The 15443-nt window shown below is 62.6% G+C and carries 14 protein-coding genes and 1 tRNA gene; 10 read left to right on the plus strand and 5 right to left on the minus strand.

The features are described 5' to 3' along the window. The first annotated feature begins 481 nt into the window (after window positions 1–481). Both HV765_RS31390 and HV765_RS31395 read left to right on the plus strand, forming a co-directional pair. The gene (locus HV765_RS31390; protein WP_175172156.1) at window positions 482–1030 is read left to right on the plus strand and encodes a DUF3455 domain-containing protein; all 549 of its coding nucleotides are present in this window, start codon (window positions 482–484) and stop codon (window positions 1028–1030) included. A 69-nt stretch (window positions 1031–1099) separates the two neighbouring features. Then, window positions 1100–2128: an RNA methyltransferase gene (locus tag HV765_RS31395; protein WP_175172157.1), complete on the plus strand. Its 1029-nt coding sequence runs from the start codon at window positions 1100–1102 to the stop codon at window positions 2126–2128. A 259-nt stretch (window positions 2129–2387) separates the two neighbouring features. Here the strand turns inward: HV765_RS31395 and HV765_RS31400 are convergent. The 3 genes from HV765_RS31400 to HV765_RS31410 all read right to left on the minus strand — a co-directional run bounded on the left by HV765_RS31400 (window position 2388) and on the right by HV765_RS31410 (window position 5151). Further along, window positions 2388–2464: transfer RNA gene (locus HV765_RS31400), tRNA-Pro, on the minus strand. Between the two features lie 243 nt (window positions 2465–2707). Beyond that, window positions 2708–3673: an octaprenyl diphosphate synthase gene (gene ispB / locus HV765_RS31405; RefSeq protein WP_054426933.1), complete on the minus strand. Its 966-nt coding sequence runs from the start codon at window positions 3671–3673 to the stop codon at window positions 2708–2710. A gap of 302 nt (window positions 3674–3975) precedes the next feature. Next, window positions 3976–5151 (minus strand): fumarylacetoacetate hydrolase family protein, encoded by a 1176-nt coding sequence (locus HV765_RS31410; protein WP_175172159.1) that lies wholly within the window; start codon window positions 5149–5151, stop codon window positions 3976–3978. A gap of 122 nt (window positions 5152–5273) precedes the next feature. Here HV765_RS31410 and HV765_RS31415 point away from each other — a divergent pair, with 122 nt between their 5' ends. The 5 genes from HV765_RS31415 to proB all read left to right on the plus strand — a co-directional run bounded on the left by HV765_RS31415 (window position 5274) and on the right by proB (window position 9417). Continuing rightward, window positions 5274–6032, plus strand: a complete 759-nt coding sequence (locus tag HV765_RS31415) for an IclR family transcriptional regulator (protein WP_175172161.1) — start codon at window positions 5274–5276, stop codon at window positions 6030–6032. Window positions 6033–6309: 277 nt separating this feature from the next. Continuing rightward, complete coding sequence (gene rplU, locus HV765_RS31420; protein WP_006216228.1) at window positions 6310–6621, plus strand: 50S ribosomal protein L21; 312 nt, start codon at window positions 6310–6312, stop codon at window positions 6619–6621. A gap of 34 nt (window positions 6622–6655) precedes the next feature. Then, window positions 6656–6916, plus strand: a complete 261-nt coding sequence (rpmA, locus tag HV765_RS31425) for a 50S ribosomal protein L27 (protein ID WP_050445798.1) — start codon at window positions 6656–6658, stop codon at window positions 6914–6916. A 172-nt stretch (window positions 6917–7088) separates the two neighbouring features. After that, window positions 7089–8225, plus strand: coding sequence for a GTPase ObgE (gene obgE, locus HV765_RS31430; protein ID WP_054426927.1), 1137 nt, complete (start codon window positions 7089–7091; stop codon window positions 8223–8225). 55 nt (window positions 8226–8280) lie between these two features. Then, complete coding sequence (proB, locus tag HV765_RS31435; protein WP_054426925.1) at window positions 8281–9417, plus strand: glutamate 5-kinase; 1137 nt, start codon at window positions 8281–8283, stop codon at window positions 9415–9417. Here proB and HV765_RS31440 read toward each other — a convergent pair. Beyond that, window positions 9343–10092, minus strand: a complete 750-nt coding sequence (locus HV765_RS31440; protein ID WP_054426923.1) for a response regulator transcription factor — start codon at window positions 10090–10092, stop codon at window positions 9343–9345. The genes proB and HV765_RS31440 overlap by 75 nt on opposite strands. 101 nt (window positions 10093–10193) lie before the next feature. On the opposite strand from HV765_RS31440, the gene HV765_RS31445 reads away from it, so the two are divergent. Beyond that, entirely contained in the window at window positions 10194–10622 is a 429-nt protein-coding gene (locus HV765_RS31445; protein WP_054426921.1) for a helix-turn-helix domain-containing protein, read from the plus strand. A 76-nt stretch (window positions 10623–10698) separates the two neighbouring features. After that, the gene (locus HV765_RS31450) at window positions 10699–11796 is read left to right on the plus strand and encodes a M14 family metallopeptidase (protein WP_175172164.1); all 1098 of its coding nucleotides are present in this window, start codon (window positions 10699–10701) and stop codon (window positions 11794–11796) included. 84 nt (window positions 11797–11880) lie between these two features. Here the strand turns inward: HV765_RS31450 and HV765_RS31455 are convergent, their stop codons facing one another. Beyond that, window positions 11881–12438, minus strand: a complete 558-nt coding sequence (locus HV765_RS31455; RefSeq protein WP_054426919.1) for a SecDF P1 head subdomain-containing protein — start codon at window positions 12436–12438, stop codon at window positions 11881–11883. Between the two features lie 413 nt (window positions 12439–12851). Here HV765_RS31455 and thiC point away from each other — a divergent pair, with 413 nt between their 5' ends. Beyond that, window positions 12852–14765 carry a phosphomethylpyrimidine synthase ThiC gene (gene thiC, locus HV765_RS31460; RefSeq protein ID WP_054426918.1) on the plus strand — a complete coding sequence of 638 codons (1914 nt, stop codon included), beginning with the start codon at window positions 12852–12854 and terminating at the stop codon, window positions 14763–14765. The last annotated feature ends 678 nt before the right edge of the window (window positions 14766–15443 follow it).

The following is a 15443-nucleotide window of genomic DNA, read 5'->3' on the forward strand; positions in this document are numbered from 1 at the left end:
GTGATGATCTGGTATGCAACGTCTTCCCGCATCTGGCCTTTGGGAAAGACCTTTGATTCCGCGACGTGCCCCATGACTTCCGAGCCAAAACGGGAATCGAGGGAATCGGACAGGCCCGGAACGGGCGGCTTATCTTGCATGGTCTACCTCTCTTGCGATCTTCGTTGAAACAAGCACTAAACAGTGCAGCGAACTACCCGAAAATTTGAAGATGGTGTGCGGTCATGCAATCCCCCGTATCCGAGCTGGGGATTAATCCTGTAGGCGGTGCAACGCGGGCGCCGCGACAGCTGAAATGTAAGTAGTTACGTGAGCTGACAGGAAGATTACAGAGAGATTCTAAGCAAGCTGGATAATATTTTTACTAATTGTTGTGTCTGTTTAATACAATCGTTCCAAATAGTTTAGTTCCGAAATTATGAACTCAAACTGTGTATGATTTTTTCGCCCTTTCAGGCGGTTTGATAATCGAAGGACACCCATGCAAAAGCGTGATTCGCACTTCCTCAAGCCGCCAATTGGCTTGCTCTTGTCCGTCGGGCTCGTTACGCTCGCGCCGCTCGCCGTGGCAAATAACAGTTTGCCGGCACTGATGCAGGTGCCGGCAGATAACGCAATCGCGTGGAATGCGCCTGCGAACGGGCACATTACCTATGTGTGCCAAACCATCCGCACGGATGGCGCCAAGCTTGCCTGGATAATCAAATCCGCCTCGGCCACGCTAGGCAATTCAAGCGAACGCCTCAGTGGCACCTACACCAGCCCGCCAGAAACCTGGAAAAGTGCTGACGGGTCGGCATTGACGGGAATGGAAATCGTGCGCGCGCACGCCGGCGCCGATCGGCTCTATGACCAATTGGTCCTCGCCAATCCGTCCGTGGGCGTGGGAGTACTGACAGGCGTCACATACATTCAAAGACTCGTCAGCGCAGGCGGAGCGCCTCCTCAAACACCGTGCACGAATTCGAACGTTGGCGAGCAAGTCAAAGTGGCGTATCAGGCAAATTACGTTTTCTGGAAGCCAAACTAGGTCTCACAAAGTGCATGGCCGGCGCCGCTTCGCGAGCGCCCATACCGGGCGGAGTAAAATCCGCTCCCCATGCGCTTTTCAGACTTCGACCTACGCCTTGCGGCCCTTGGCGCCCAGCCCGCTCATCGCGGCCGGGTCGTGCGCGCCTGGCTGAGCGGGCAAGCGTTCAACAGCGACACATGGCGGCGGCGCTTCGACAACTTCCTGCCGCTGGCGGTGCGTGACGCGCTACCCGCGCTGGCGATGGAACTGGACGGCCTTGCCCGCATCCACGCCGAACACGCTGGCAACGATGGTTCGCGCCTGCTCCTTTCACTGGCCGACAGCCAGATGGTGGAAAGCGTGCTGCTGCCGCGCGACGGGCTCTGTGTGTCTACCCAGGTCGGCTGCGCGGTGGGCTGTCTTTTTTGCATGACGGGCAAGAGCGGCCTGATCCGCCAGGTCACCAGCATGGAAATCCTTGCCCAGTTTGTGATGGCGCGGCGTCTGCGCGCGGTGAAGAAAGTGGTCTTCATGGGCATGGGCGAACCGGCGCACAACCTGGCCAACGTGCTCGAAGTCATCGACCTGCTCGGCACGGAAGGCAACATCGGCCACAAGAACCTGGTCTTCTCCACCGTCGGTGACCGGCGCGTGTTCGAGGCCTTGCCGCAACAACGCGTGAAGCCCGCGCTGGCGCTATCGCTACATACGACCAAGGCCGATCTGCGCCGGCACCTGCTGCCACGCGCGCCGCACATCACGCCAGAAGAGCTGGTCGAGCTGGGTGAAGCCTATGCCCGCGATACCGGCTACCCGGTGCAGTACCAGTGGACGCTGCTCAAGGGCGTCAACGACGGTGACGACGAACTCGACGCGATCCCGCGCCTGCTCAAGGGCAAGTTCGGCGTGCTCAACGTCATTCCCTTCAATAGCCTGGAGGGAGATGACTACGAGCGACCCGATACCGAACGCATCCGCGAGATTGTCCGCACCCTGCACCGCCGCGGCGTGCTGACCAAGGTAAGGAACAGCGCGGGGCAGGACGTGGAAGGCGGTTGTGGCCAGCTGCGGGCCCGGGCCGTGGGTGCCGAGCAAGTGATCGAGCTGCGCCGCTGATCGGGTGGAGGGAGACGGGAAGCCGTTTAGCGCTTCCTTCCCTTTAGCGCTTCCGATTAGGGCTTCCGTTTAGGGCTTCTGTTTAGCGCTTCCCTTTAGCGCTTCTGTTTAGGGCTTCCTTCCCTTTGGCGCTTCCCTTTGGGACGTTGCCCGCACTCAACAATGGAAGCGCAAACGCAAAAAAGCCGGCCCGCTTGCGCGATACCGGCTTTCAGCTAAAAGTGTCGGGAAACACTTTCAAAAATTCGACCACATCAAGTGGTCGGGGCGAGAGGATTCGAACCTCCGACTCCTGCGTCCCGAACGCAGTACTCTACCAGGCTGAGCTACGCCCCGAGTCTTACTACTGGAGTATCACTGCTGAGATATTGCTACCCCGAGCACTTCCACTCTAACTACCTGCTCGGCTACGCTCAGTGCAACCAAACATCTTTCGCTGATGACTTTTGTTGATGAACTTGCCAATCAACAGCGACCGCTATTAGAACCTAAATTCAGTTTTTTTGAAAATCGGGTTTTTCAACCGAACTTCCAAACCCTGAATCAGTGCGCTCTCTGGCTTTTCAGCCCTAGTTCGCGTTAGCGATCTCTATTCACCGCGAAAGCGCAGAATTCTAACAGAGAATTCAGGAAAGGGGAAACGGGGTAGATCGACAGGGCTTCGCGGGCACGGTCGGCTTCGGCCACGGCGGCCTGACGGGCGTGTTCCAACGCGTCCGTAGCTTGAATAGCGGCAGCCACGGCGGCGAAGTCGGCGTCGCCGGTCTTGATGGCGTCGCGGATCAATTGCTGTTGTTCCGGGGTGCCCACTTCCATCACGCGGATCAGCGGCAGGGTCGGCTTGCCTTCGCGCAGGTCGTCGCCCACGTTCTTGCCAAGCGCGGCGGCGTCGCCGCTGTAGTCCAGCACGTCGTCCACCAATTGGAAGGCGGTGCCGACGTGGCGGCCGTAGGCAGCGGCGGCAGCTTCCTGTTCGGGGGTGGCGCCCGCCAGCACGGCGCCGACTTGGGCGGCGGCTTCGAACAGCTTGGCGGTCTTGTAGCGCACGACTTGCAGGTAGCGCTCTTGCGAGACGTCCGGGTCGTGCACGTTCAGGAGTTGCAGCACTTCGCCTTCGGCGATGACGGTGGTGGCTTCGGACAGGATGCTCATGATGCGCATCGAGTCGGCTTCCACCATCATTTCGAAGGAACGGGAATACAGGTAGTCGCCAACCAGCACGCTGGCCGCATTGCCGAAGACGGCGTTGGCGGTCTCGCGGCCACGGCGCAAGTCGGATTCGTCCACCACATCGTCGTGCAGCAAGGTGGCCGTGTGGATGAATTCCACAACGGCGGCCAGCAGCTGATGATGCGTGCCTTCGTAACCAAGCGCGCGCGCCACCATCAGCACCATGGCCGGGCGCATGCGCTTGCCGCCCGCGCCAATGATGTAGTCGCCAATCGTACGGATCAGAACCACATCCGAATTCAGCCGATCGCGGATGACCGCGTCGACAGCCTTCATATCGTCAGCAATGGGGGCAATAAGCGCGGGGAGATTCAAGACGTATCCGACAAGTGAAACGAGCCGCATGGGGGCTCTTACCGCTGGGCCGCCGGAAGCGGCGGGGGATTCGACCAGCGATTATACGGGGTGTTCAGGAGCGGGACGCAGGGCAAGACGCCGGGGCGGGACGCTAGCATCCCCCGGCACTTCGCATGCCTGCCCCCGCCTTATTCTCCGCCCTTATTCCCCGCCCTTATTCCCCGCCCTTATCCCCGCCCTTATTCCCCGCCCTTATCCCCGCCCTTATTCCCCGCCCTGTTCCCCGCCCTGTTCCCCGCCCGACTTCCAGCGGCCTGGACTTATGCCGCCGGCGCTTTCGGAAACACGCCGCGCTCGGCCAGGTTGGCGTACAGCGCACGCACGCCGAACGTCCAGGGCGCAATCTCGGTGGACAGCTGCACGTCGTTCACCAGCGCGCCGATGCGATCGGACGCGATGACGACGCGGTCGCCCAGCTTGTGCGTGAAGCCGGTGCCGGGGCCTTTGCGGTCCTGGCTGGGAGAGAACATCGTGCCCAGGAACAGCATGAAGCCGTCGGGATATTGATGGTGCGCGCCGTAAGCCTGGCGCACCAGGTCGAGCGGATCGCGGCTGATTTCGCGCATGTGGCTCACGCCGTCCAGCTCGAAGCCGTCGGCGCCTTCGATGCGCAAGGACACATCCGCCTGGCGCACGCTATCCATCGTGAAGGCGTCGTCGAACAGCCGAATGAAGGGGCCGATGGCGCAAGAGCCGTTGTTGTCCTTGGCCTTGGTCAGCAACAAGGCGCTGCGGCCTTCGATGTCGCGCAGGTTGACGTCGTTGCCCAAGGTGGCGCCCACGACCTCGCCGCGGCTGTCCACCGCCAGCACGATTTCGGGTTCGGGGTTGTTCCACTGGGATTCGGGCAGCACGCCGATCTGCGCGCCAAACCCCACTGACGCCATGGCAGGCGTTTTGGAGAAGACTTCGGCGTCGGGGCCGATGCCCACTTCCAGGTATTGCGACCACTGGCCGCGGTCAACCAGTTCGGTCTTCAGCTTGGCCGCCTCGGGCGAGCCGGGGCGCAGGCGGGACAGGTCCGACCCGATCAGCGCCTGCATCCGCACGCGGATCTCGTCAGCGCGGCTGGCGTCGCCGCCCGCCTCTTCTTCGATCATGCGTTCCAGAAGGCTGATGGCGAACGTGACGCCCGCCGCCTTGATGGGTTGCAGATCGCAGGGGGCCAGCAGGCGCGGCCCGCCGCCGCCTTGCAGGGTGGCGGCCATCAAGGCCCGCACATCGCCCAGCGATTCTCCTTCGGCGCTTGCCGCGAACGCCACGCGATCAGGGCGATCCAGCAAGTCCGACACGGTGGGCGCCGCGGCGGTGATGTCGAAGACTTCGCCGTTACGCACCACCACCACGCTGGGGCCGTTGACCGGCGCCGGACGCCATACCCGGCCCACGAGCAACGCCCGCGTCAAGTCGGAAGGCAGAGTGTTTGCTTCGTTCATTTGTCTCCTCGCTGTATGCCTTCTGTGCGGCATTCAAAATGATGTGCGACGAGTCTAGGGGAATCCATTTATCATGTCCAACATTATGAATTTAAGTCCAACATATTGGACGCAAGAGATCGATGGCCACTGAATACGACGTCCCCGCCATCCGGCGCGCCCACGACATCCTGCGCGTGCTCGCCAACCGCCGCACCCCGGTGAAGGCGGCCGAACTCGGCCAAGCCTGCCAACTGGCAAAAAGCACGCTGTACCTGCTACTGGACTGCCTGGAGCACCGCCGCTGGATCGAACGCAAGGACGGCGGCTACATCATCGGCATCGAATTGATGGCGCTGGGCTTCGCCTATCTGCGCCACGACGGCCTGCAAACCGCGTTTCATGAAGCCGCCAGCGAGTTCGTGGCCCGCCACAACGAAGTCGTGCAACTGGCCGTGCTGGACGGGTTCGACGTGGTTTATATCGCCCGCGAAGACGCGCGCCGCCCGGTGCGGCTGGTGTCTGAACTGGGCATGCGGCTGCCGGCCCACGCCTGCGCGCTGGGCAAGGCGTTATTGGCCAACCTGCAACCGGACGAGTTGGCCGCCTGCGTGCCGGACGAGCTGCCGCGCGTCACCGACCGCACGCTCGCCACCCGCCAGGCGCTGAATCAGGAGCTGGATCTTGTCCGGCAGATGGGGCTGGGGCAGGACCTTGAGGAAGTGGCGACGGGCCTGGTCTGCTACGCCGCCTATGTGGGCCTAACCCCGCTGGGCAAACGGGTGGCGGTCAGCACATCGATCCCCACCGACCGGCTGGACGACGCCCACCGCCGCGACGTGATGGAAGGCATCCGCCAGGTGGCGCGCGACATCGCTCGGCGGGTGGTTCCCCCGGCGTGAAGCGTGCGCGCCACACCTAAGCCCTTACCCTGCAACGGCTTTTTGACTTTTGAAAAGCCTCGCGCTAATATCCCGGATTCGGTCAGCAATGCCCGAATTACGTCGGTTGTTTGCGTAACCCGTCTGGAAGCTGTGCTGTAAAGCGCTAGGGTCCTTTCCTTCTTGCCAGTCTTCTGGCGACTAGACAGGAATGCGATCTTTCCAGAAACGGACATCCCGCCCAGCAGGGTTGGGACCCCGCGCAAATAAACCCATTTACCTATTTAAGGAACACCCCATGTACGCGGTCGTAAAAACCGGTGGCAAGCAGTATCGCGTTGCCGCTGGCGAAAAACTCAAGATAGAACAGATACCGGCAGACATTGGGCAAGAAATCACCCTGGACCAAGTGCTGTCCGTGGGCGAAGGCGACCAACTGAAAGTTGGCACGCCCCTCGTCTCCGGCGCTGTGGTCAAGGCAACGGTTCTTGCGCAAGGCCGCCACGACAAGGTCAAGATCTTCAAGATGCGCCGTCGCAAGCACTATCAGAAGCGTCAGGGCCACCGTCAGAACTACACCGAAATCCGCATCGAAGCCATCACGGCTTAAGACGCGACTCGGTACCACTTAGCAGGAGCTAAACATGGCACAGAAAAAGGGCGGCGGCTCTACGCGAAACGGACGCGACTCAGAATCAAAGCGTCTGGGCGTCAAGACTTTCGGCGGTGAACTGATTCCCGCTGGTTCGATCATCGTGCGTCAGCGCGGTACTCGCTTCCACGCTGGCGTGAACGTCGGCATGGGCAAGGACCACACCCTGTACGCGCTGATCGACGGCAAGGTTCAATTCGGCTTCAAGGGCGCATTGAACAAGCAAACCGTTTCGATCGTCGCTGCCGAGTAATCGGACAAGCACGGTCAGCGCAACGCGGTGTACCGCGTTGCCGAACGGCAAAAGCCCTGTCGCATGCGGCAGGGCTTTTTTGTTTTAAGGCAATTGGCGAGTAAGCTTTCCAATGCCTCCTGGCGGCGCCCCCTGGGCGCCTGCCCCATTACCCACTACACGCGCAAACACCATGAAATTCGTAGACGAAGCCACCATTGAAGTGGTCGCCGGTAAAGGCGGCAATGGCGTGGCGAGCTTTCGCCGCGAAAAGTTCATCCCCAAAGGCGGCCCGGACGGCGGCGACGGCGGACGCGGCGGCACCATCTATGCGGTGGCCGATCGCAACATCAACACGCTGATCGACTTCCGCTACGCGCGCCTGCACCGCGCCAAGGGCGGTGAAAACGGCCGCGGCTCTGACCAATACGGCGCAGCCGCCCCCGACATCACCTTGCGCGTGCCCGTGGGCACGGTCATCCATGACGCCGAAACCGGCGAAGTCCTGTTCGACATGGACACGCACGACCAGAAAGTCGTGCTGGCCGCCGGCGGCCAGGGCGGCATGGGCAACATCCACTTCAAATCCAGCTTGAACCGCGCGCCCCGCCAGTGGACGCCCGGCAAGGAAGGCGAACACCGCTACCTGCGCATGGAATTGAAGGTGCTGGCGGACGTGGGCCTGCTGGGCCTGCCGAACGCCGGCAAGTCGACGCTGATCACCCGCATCTCGAATGCAAAGCCGAAGATCGCCGACTACCCGTTCACCACGCTGCACCCGAACCTGGGCGTCGTGCGCACGTCGCCGTCGCGCAGCTTCGTCGTGGCCGATATTCCCGGCCTGATCGAAGGCGCGTCCGAAGGCGCGGGCCTGGGTCACTTGTTCCTGCGTCACCTGGCGCGCACCCGCGTGCTGCTGCACCTGGTTGACGTGTCCACGCCCGACCCTGACGCCGATCCGGTCGAGCAAGCCGTCGTCGACGCGCGCGCCATCGTTGAAGAACTGCGCCGCTACGACCCGGAACTGGCTCAAAAGCCGCGCTGGCTGGTGCTGAACAAGCTGGACATGGTGCCGGACCCCGAAGACACCAAGCGCCGCTTCCTGGAGCTGTATGACTGGAAGGGCCCTGTGTTCGCCATTTCCGGCCTGACCGGCGAAGGCACGCAAGACCTGCTGTACGCGCTGCAAGACTACCTGGACGCCGAGCGCGAAAAGGAACACCTGTCGCGCGACCAGGCCGAAGGCACCTATGTGGCGCCGGACCCCCGCTTTGACGACACGCGCTCGGATGCCGACAAGCCCGCCGCGCCGCGCGCAAGCGACGAATAAGCCATAATCGCAGTCCTTACGATTACGTCTTTTCTCGCCGCAGCCGGCGCCCAACATGTCTGCTGAAACACCCGCCGTTTCCGTCGTCACCAACGCCCAGCGTCTTGTCGCCAAAGTCGGCTCGTCGCTGGTCACCAACGAAGGCCGTGGCCTGGACCGCGCCGCCGTGGCGCACTGGGCCGCACAGATCGCCGCCCTGCACAAGCAGGGCAAGCAGATCGTGCTGGTCTCAAGCGGCGCCATTGCCGAAGGCATGGCGCGGCTGGGCTGGCGCAAGCGCCCGTCCGTCATGCACGAACTGCAAGCCGCTGCGGCCGTGGGCCAGATGGGGCTGTGCCAGGCCTATGAAGCGGCTTTCGCTGAATACGGCCTGCGCACCGCGCAGATCCTGCTCACCCACGAAGACCTGGCCGACCGCCACCGCTACCTGAACGCCCGCAGCACGCTGTTTGCGCTGCTGCGTTTGGGCGTCGTGCCGATCGTGAATGAAAATGACACGGTCGTCACCGATGAAATCCGGCTCGGCGACAACGACACGTTGGGCGCGCTGGTCACCAACCTGATCGAAGCCGACACGCTGATCATCCTGACCGACCAGCGCGGCCTGTACGAAGCCGACCCCCGCAAAAACCCCGACGCCAAATTCATGTCGCACGCGCAAGCAGGCGACCCCGCGCTGGAAGCCATGGCGGGCGGCGCCGGCAGCGGCATTGGCACCGGCGGCATGCTGACCAAGGTGCTGGCCGCCAAACGCGCAGCGCACAGCGGCGCGCACACCATCATCGCCTCGGGCCGTGAACGCAATGTGCTGACGCGTTTGGCGCAAGGCGAATGCATCGGCAGCGAACTGCGCGCCGTGCTGCCCGTATGGTCAGCCCGCAAACAATGGCTGGCCGACCACCTGCGTCTTCGTGGCCGCGTGATTCTGGATGACGGCGCGGTGCAGGCCTTGCTGCGCGAGGGCAAGAGCCTCTTGCCCATTGGCGTGACCGATGTCGAAGGCGAGTTCGGACGCGGCGACGTCGTGGCCTGCGTGGACAGCCAGGGACGCGAATGCGCCCGCGGCCTGATCAACTATTCGTCTGCGGATACCCGGCGCATCCTGCGTCAGCCGTCGTCACAGATCGCCCGCATTCTGGGCAGCATGACCGAACCCGAGCTCATGCATCGGGACAACCTCGTCGTTCTCTGAACCCGCGCTGGCCGCGGCGGGCGTGTGCTGCAGCAGAATGTAGCCCCACCCCCGCACGGCCAGCACCGGCAGTTCGATGTCAAAGCGGCGCGCCTTGCTGCGCAGCCGCGACACCAGCACATCGACGCTACGCGCGCCCTCTTGCGGATTACGCGGAAAGAAGCGATCACGGCGCAGGCAATGGCCTGGCGCCCGCAACAAGCGGACAAAAAAGGCACGTTCGGTCAGCGTCAATGGCAGGCGCTCGCCGTCGGGGCCGGATAGCACCCGTTCATGCAAACGCCATGCTGGGCCATCGGTGGCGGGCGGCAACATGCGGCGGCGCAGATTGCGCAGCAACGCGTCCCACTCCAGCGCCCCCATGCGGGCTGAACTATAGGCATCCACGCCCGCCTCCAGCGCCTCGACCCGTTCGCGCGCTGAGGCCGCTGGCGCCTGCCACACGACTGCCGCATCAGGCGCTGCGCGGCGCAACGCCGCAATCAGCTTCGGCACCCCTTCTGCCTGCCCACGCAGCACCATCGCGTCGACATCTTGCGTGCGCAACCGATCCAGCAGTTCATCCGGCGATTCACAGGCGCTGACCTGCCATTGAAATTCTCGCAAGGCCGCGACAAAATTATTGCTCGCCATTTCATCAAGTTGCACGACCAACACATAGCCCCGTTCAAGCATGTGACCGCGCCTCCCAAAACTATCACTCAGGTAATGCTTATAACCACCAAAGTAAATCCTGAGCAAGCTTCAATCGACGCGTGAAGACATTTTCAGACCGATTGAAGCAAGCCCGTCTTCTGCGTGGTCACACGCAGAAGACGCTCGCTCGTCTCGCGCGAATCTCGCAAAGTGCAATCGCCAGTTACGAAAACGGCCTTCGGCACTCCAGCCGATCAACCCGTAAGCTCGCGCAGATTCTGAAGATTGAGCTTGAATGGCTGGAGACAGGTAAGGGTCCCATGGAATTGCCCATGGAAGGCTACGACCTGTCTGATACTTTGCCTCCGGCTGGCATTGCCGAGACCATGCCACGCGTGGCCCGCCGCCCTCGCCCCCAAGCGCCATGGCCGTTCCCCAACATTGCGCCGTCGCAATTCGACGGCTTGACCCCCGATGACCGAGCCATGCTCGAAGCATTGACGCAAACCTTTATTGAAACGGCGCAGGCGCGCCGCACCGTCAAACCGCGCGGCCGCAAGATCGGCTGATTTTTCCTGCCGCGCGAGTAAGCTCATGATCACCCGCGCGCAATTGGCGCGCGGCGACTTGCAGGAATCGTGAGCCATGGACTTGAGCAGTTTTTCAAGCCAGTACGCAGAAGCGCGCCGCAAGTTTCTGGACGCGTGCGCCGAACGCGATCTGGCCGTGCAACACCACATCCATCCCCTGCCCGGACGCGACGGCGAAACGCTGGCGCTGGATGTCGCCCGGCAGGGTGCGCCCGACGCCCCCAACCTGCTCGTGATCAGCAGCGGCTGCCATGGCATCGAAGGCTATTGCGGCTCCGCCGTGCAAACCGCGCTGCTGCGCGACGCGCGCTGGCACGCGCAATGCACGCGCGACGATCTGGCCGTGCTCTACCTGCATGCACTGAACCCCTACGGCTTCTCTTGGGACCGCCGCGCCACGCACGACAACGTAGACCTGAACCGCAACTTTCGCGACTTCTCGCAGCCCCTGGAAAACGACCGCCACTACCTTGCGATTGCTTCGCTGCTGGTGCCTGATGGGAATCACCCGCCGGGCCTGGGCAGTGAGTTGAGCCTGGCGTGGCGCGCGCTGCGCCATGGCCGCAGCGCCCTGCAAGCCGCGGTATCGGGCGGCCAGCAGGTTGACCCCAACGGGCTGTTCTATGCGGGCCGCGCGCCCACCTGGAGCCACCTGACGCTACGCGCCCTCTTGCGCGAACACGGCCGGCGCTGCGCCCGCATCGCGTGGATTGATGTGCACACCGGCCTGGGCGCGCAAGGCGTCGCGGAATGCATCTATCAAGGCACGCCTGCGGGCCCCGAATCATTGGCGCGAGCACGGCGCTGGTGGGGGCCTGCTGTGACCAGCGCCGAAGAAGGCAGCTCAACGTCCTGCGAACTCGCCGGCACGTTGGACATGGCAGCGATGGAAGAATGCCCACAAGCCGAATACAACGGGCTGACGCTGGAGTACGGCACGCTGCCTAGCCTGAAGGTATTGAATGCGCTGCGCGCCGAACAATGGCTGCACAACCATCCCGACGCCCCCGCCGCTTTGCGCCAGCGCATCAAGCGCGACCTGCGCGCCGCGTTCTATATCGAGACCGACGCCTGGAAACGCGATGTGCTGATCCAGGCGCGGCGGGTCATGGAGGCGTCGCTGGCGGGCTTGGCCACGCCGCTATCCGCCTGAAGATTTGCATTGGCCTTGCGTTGGCCGCACGCAAAAAAATATCCGCGCCGATGGGCGCGGATATTTAACCGGAGCGTGTCGCGATCAGGGCTTCGGCGCGGGGGCCGGTGCGCCGTTGGCCGGAGCCGGTGCGGCATCGCCACGGATCTTGGCGGCGATTTCAGAAGCGGCTTGAGCCGAGGCCACACCAAATGCCAGCACGCCACGGTTCAGCGGTTCGGCGATGCTCGGGGCAGCAACCAGTTCCTGATCAATCACCAGCGCCAGGCGCTTGCCGACGTTCTTGGTGCTGATTTCAGTCAGCTTGCGAGCGCCGGATTCCGAGAAACGCAAACCCACGAAGTTCTGGCCTTGACGATCAACCAGCGCGGCGGCGTCGGTCAGGTCAGCACGCGTCAGCACGGGCATTTCCTGCATGTAGAGCTTGCCATCGGGCAGCGAGATTTCGCGCATGCCGGGGGCCGGTTGTTGTTGCGCCAGATAGAAGTCCACCGACGAAGCGGTGGCCGGTTGCGTCGATTGCTGGCTGGCATCGGGCGTGGCCGCGGCGCCGGGCGCCTTTGTCGGGGCGGTCTTGCAACCCGCCAGCGCCAACGTCACGACAACCAAGGCGGGCGCCAATTTGCGTAGGGTCAGTTGCATGCTCGATTCCTTCTTCTTTAGTTAGCTATGCCCGGCGAGTCGATAGCCCGCCCAGCGTTTGGTTGGAAAAAGTGTACAGAACCTGCATGACCGTGTCGCCGCAGTCTGAATCCAAATGTAAAGCAGTAATACCAGCTCTGGATGACGGAGCACTTTAAGAATGGCTTCATGCATGTTGATCATCGCTGGCGCCACGCAACATCGCATCGTTGAAGCGACTGGCCCGCCAGGCTCTATACTTCGCTTTCGCGCAGGGGTACTCGTCCCGCCTTTTCGGCTGGACGTGTTGAGAGAGTCCCTTCGTACCAGTACGGATAATGCCGATGCTGGGAGCCGTATTTCCGCCACGTGTCCCCGCACGCGTGGCGGAAGTCCATTCCCAATCGGCTCCAACCAATCGCTTGGAGCTTTCCATGAATGCCAATCCCAAATTCCTGGCCGCCACCGCCGAAGTCGACGCGGCGGCCGTCGCACCGCTGCCCAAATCGCGCCGCGTGTATGAGACGGGCTCGCGCCCCGACATCCGCGTGCCGTTTCGGGAAATCGAGCAGGACGACACGCCGACCATGTTCGGCGGGGAAAAGAACCCGCCCCTGACGGTCTACGACTGCAGCGGCCCCTACACCGACCCCGACGCCAAGATCGACATCCGCCGCGGCCTGCCCGAGCTGCGCCGCGGCTGGATCGAAGAGCGCGGCGACACGGAAGTGCTGTCGGGTCCGACCAGTGACTACGGCAAAGAACGCCTGACCGATCCCAAGCTGACGGCGATGCGCTTTGACCTGCAACGCCCGCCGCGCCGCGCCAAGGCCGGCGCCAACGTGTCGCAGATGCACTATGCGCGCCGCGGCATCATCACGCCCGAAATGGAATTTGTGGCCATCCGCGAAAGCCTGCGCCGCGAGCACTATCTGCAAACGCTGCGAGACAGCGGCCCAGACGGCGAAAAGATGGTGAAGCGCCTGCTGCGCCAGCACCCCGGCCAATCGTTCGGCGCGGCCATCCCCGCCGCCATCACGCCAGAATTCGTGCGCGACGAAATCGCGCGCGGCCGCGCCATCATCCCCGCCAACATCAACCACCCCGAAGTGGAACCGATGGCCATCGGCCGCAACTTCCTGGTGAAGATCAACGCCAACATCGGTAATTCGGCCGTGAGCTCGGGCATTGGGGAAGAAGTCGAAAAGATGACGTGGGCGATCCGCTGGGGCGGCGACACGGTGATGGATTTGTCCACCGGCAAGCACATCCACGAGACGCGCGAATGGATCATCCGCAACTCACCCGTGCCGATTGGAACGGTGCCGATATACCAGGCGCTGGAAAAGGTGGACGGCAAGGCCGAAGACCTGACGTGGGAAATTTTCCGCGACACGCTGATCGAACAGGCCGAACAGGGCGTGGACTACTTCACGATCCATGCGGGTGTGCGCCTGCCGTTCATCCCGATGACGGCCGACCGCATGACGGGCATCGTGTCGCGCGGCGGCTCGATCATGGCGAAGTGGTGCCTGGCGCATCACAAGGAAAGCTTCCTGTACGAGCGCTTCGAAGAAATCTGCGAAATCATGAAGGCGTATGACGTCAGCTTCTCGCTGGGTGACGGCTTGCGTCCGGGCTCGGGCTATGACGCCAACGACGAAGCGCAATTCGCTGAACTGAAGACGCTGGGCGAGCTGACGCAGGTGGCGTGGAAGCATGATGTGCAGGTCATGATCGAAGGCCCTGGTCATGTGCCGATGCAGATGATCAAGGAAAACATGGAGCTGCAGCTGGAACATTGCCACGAGGCGCCGTTCTATACGCTGGGCCCCCTAACCACCGATATCGCACCGGGCTACGACCACATCACCTCCGGTATCGGCGCCGCGCTGATCGGCTGGTACGGCACGGCGATGCTCTGTTATGTGACGCCGAAAGAGCACTTGGGCTTGCCGAACAAGAAGGACGTGAAGGACGGGATCATCACGTACAAGATTGCGGCGCACGCGGCCGACCTGGCGAAAGGCCATCCGGGCGCGGCGATTCGCGACAACGCGCTGTCAAAGGCGCGCTTCGAGTTCCGCTGGGATGATCAGTTCAATCTGGGGCTGGACCCGGATACCGCGAAGGAATTCCACGACGAGACCCTGCCGAAGGACTCGATGAAGGTGGCGCATTTCTGCTCGATGTGCGGACCGCATTTCTGCAGCATGAAGATCACGCAGGACGTGCGGGACTATGCGGCGGCGCAGGGCGTGAGTGAGAAGGAAGCCTTGCAAAAGGGCATGCAGGAGAAGTCGGTGGAGTTTGTTCGGAAAGGGGCTGAGGTTTATCAGCGGCAGTGAGGGTGTTGGGGTGGGTGGTTGAGGTTTGAGTGAAGGGTTGAGGGTGTTGGTTCGTGGAGTCTTGGGTTCTTTAGACGTCCGATGTGGCGGGGGCCTGGGGTGGGCGGGGCAACGATTGCGGTCCGGAGCCTTCGCTCCGGACTTGCCTAGGCGGCCCCCCCCGTCGTCATCTTCGTCAACCGCCGTTGGCGGGTTCCTTCAGATTCCCTCGGGCTTATCGACGCCCCGCCCACCCCAGGCCCCCGCCACACCGGACTCGTTCAGCGGCAATCTCTCGGCCGCTGGGGAGAACGGTGTGCTTAGGGTTCTTCTCCACGGCGAGGGAGTGGAGAAGGATCTTGCGGGGCCCGCCCCCGGCCGGCCGCGCAGGCGGCCTTGGGGGGCTTACGCGTAGAGGTACGTCGTCACGCTGTTCGCTTCGCGTGTGGCGGCGATGTTCGAGTTCTTCTTCGTGACTTGAAGCCCTTAAAAATGCAGTCAGACTGCATTAATGAAGAAGTGCAGTCTGACTGCATTAATGCGCTTCATCCATCCTACGAACGGTGACCGGCACTTGAACCCCAGTGCGGGGAGTGTCATAAATTTTGTGTTTGAGGCCTAACATACCGCTCAAGGAACACATGTATGGCCACAAAGAAAAAGCTTCCCCTGAGGGAATTACCGTCGATCCCGGCGGAT

It is taken from the genome of Achromobacter kerstersii, from assembly GCF_902859595.1.
GTDB classification, from domain to species: domain Bacteria; phylum Pseudomonadota; class Gammaproteobacteria; order Burkholderiales; family Burkholderiaceae_B; genus Achromobacter; species Achromobacter kerstersii.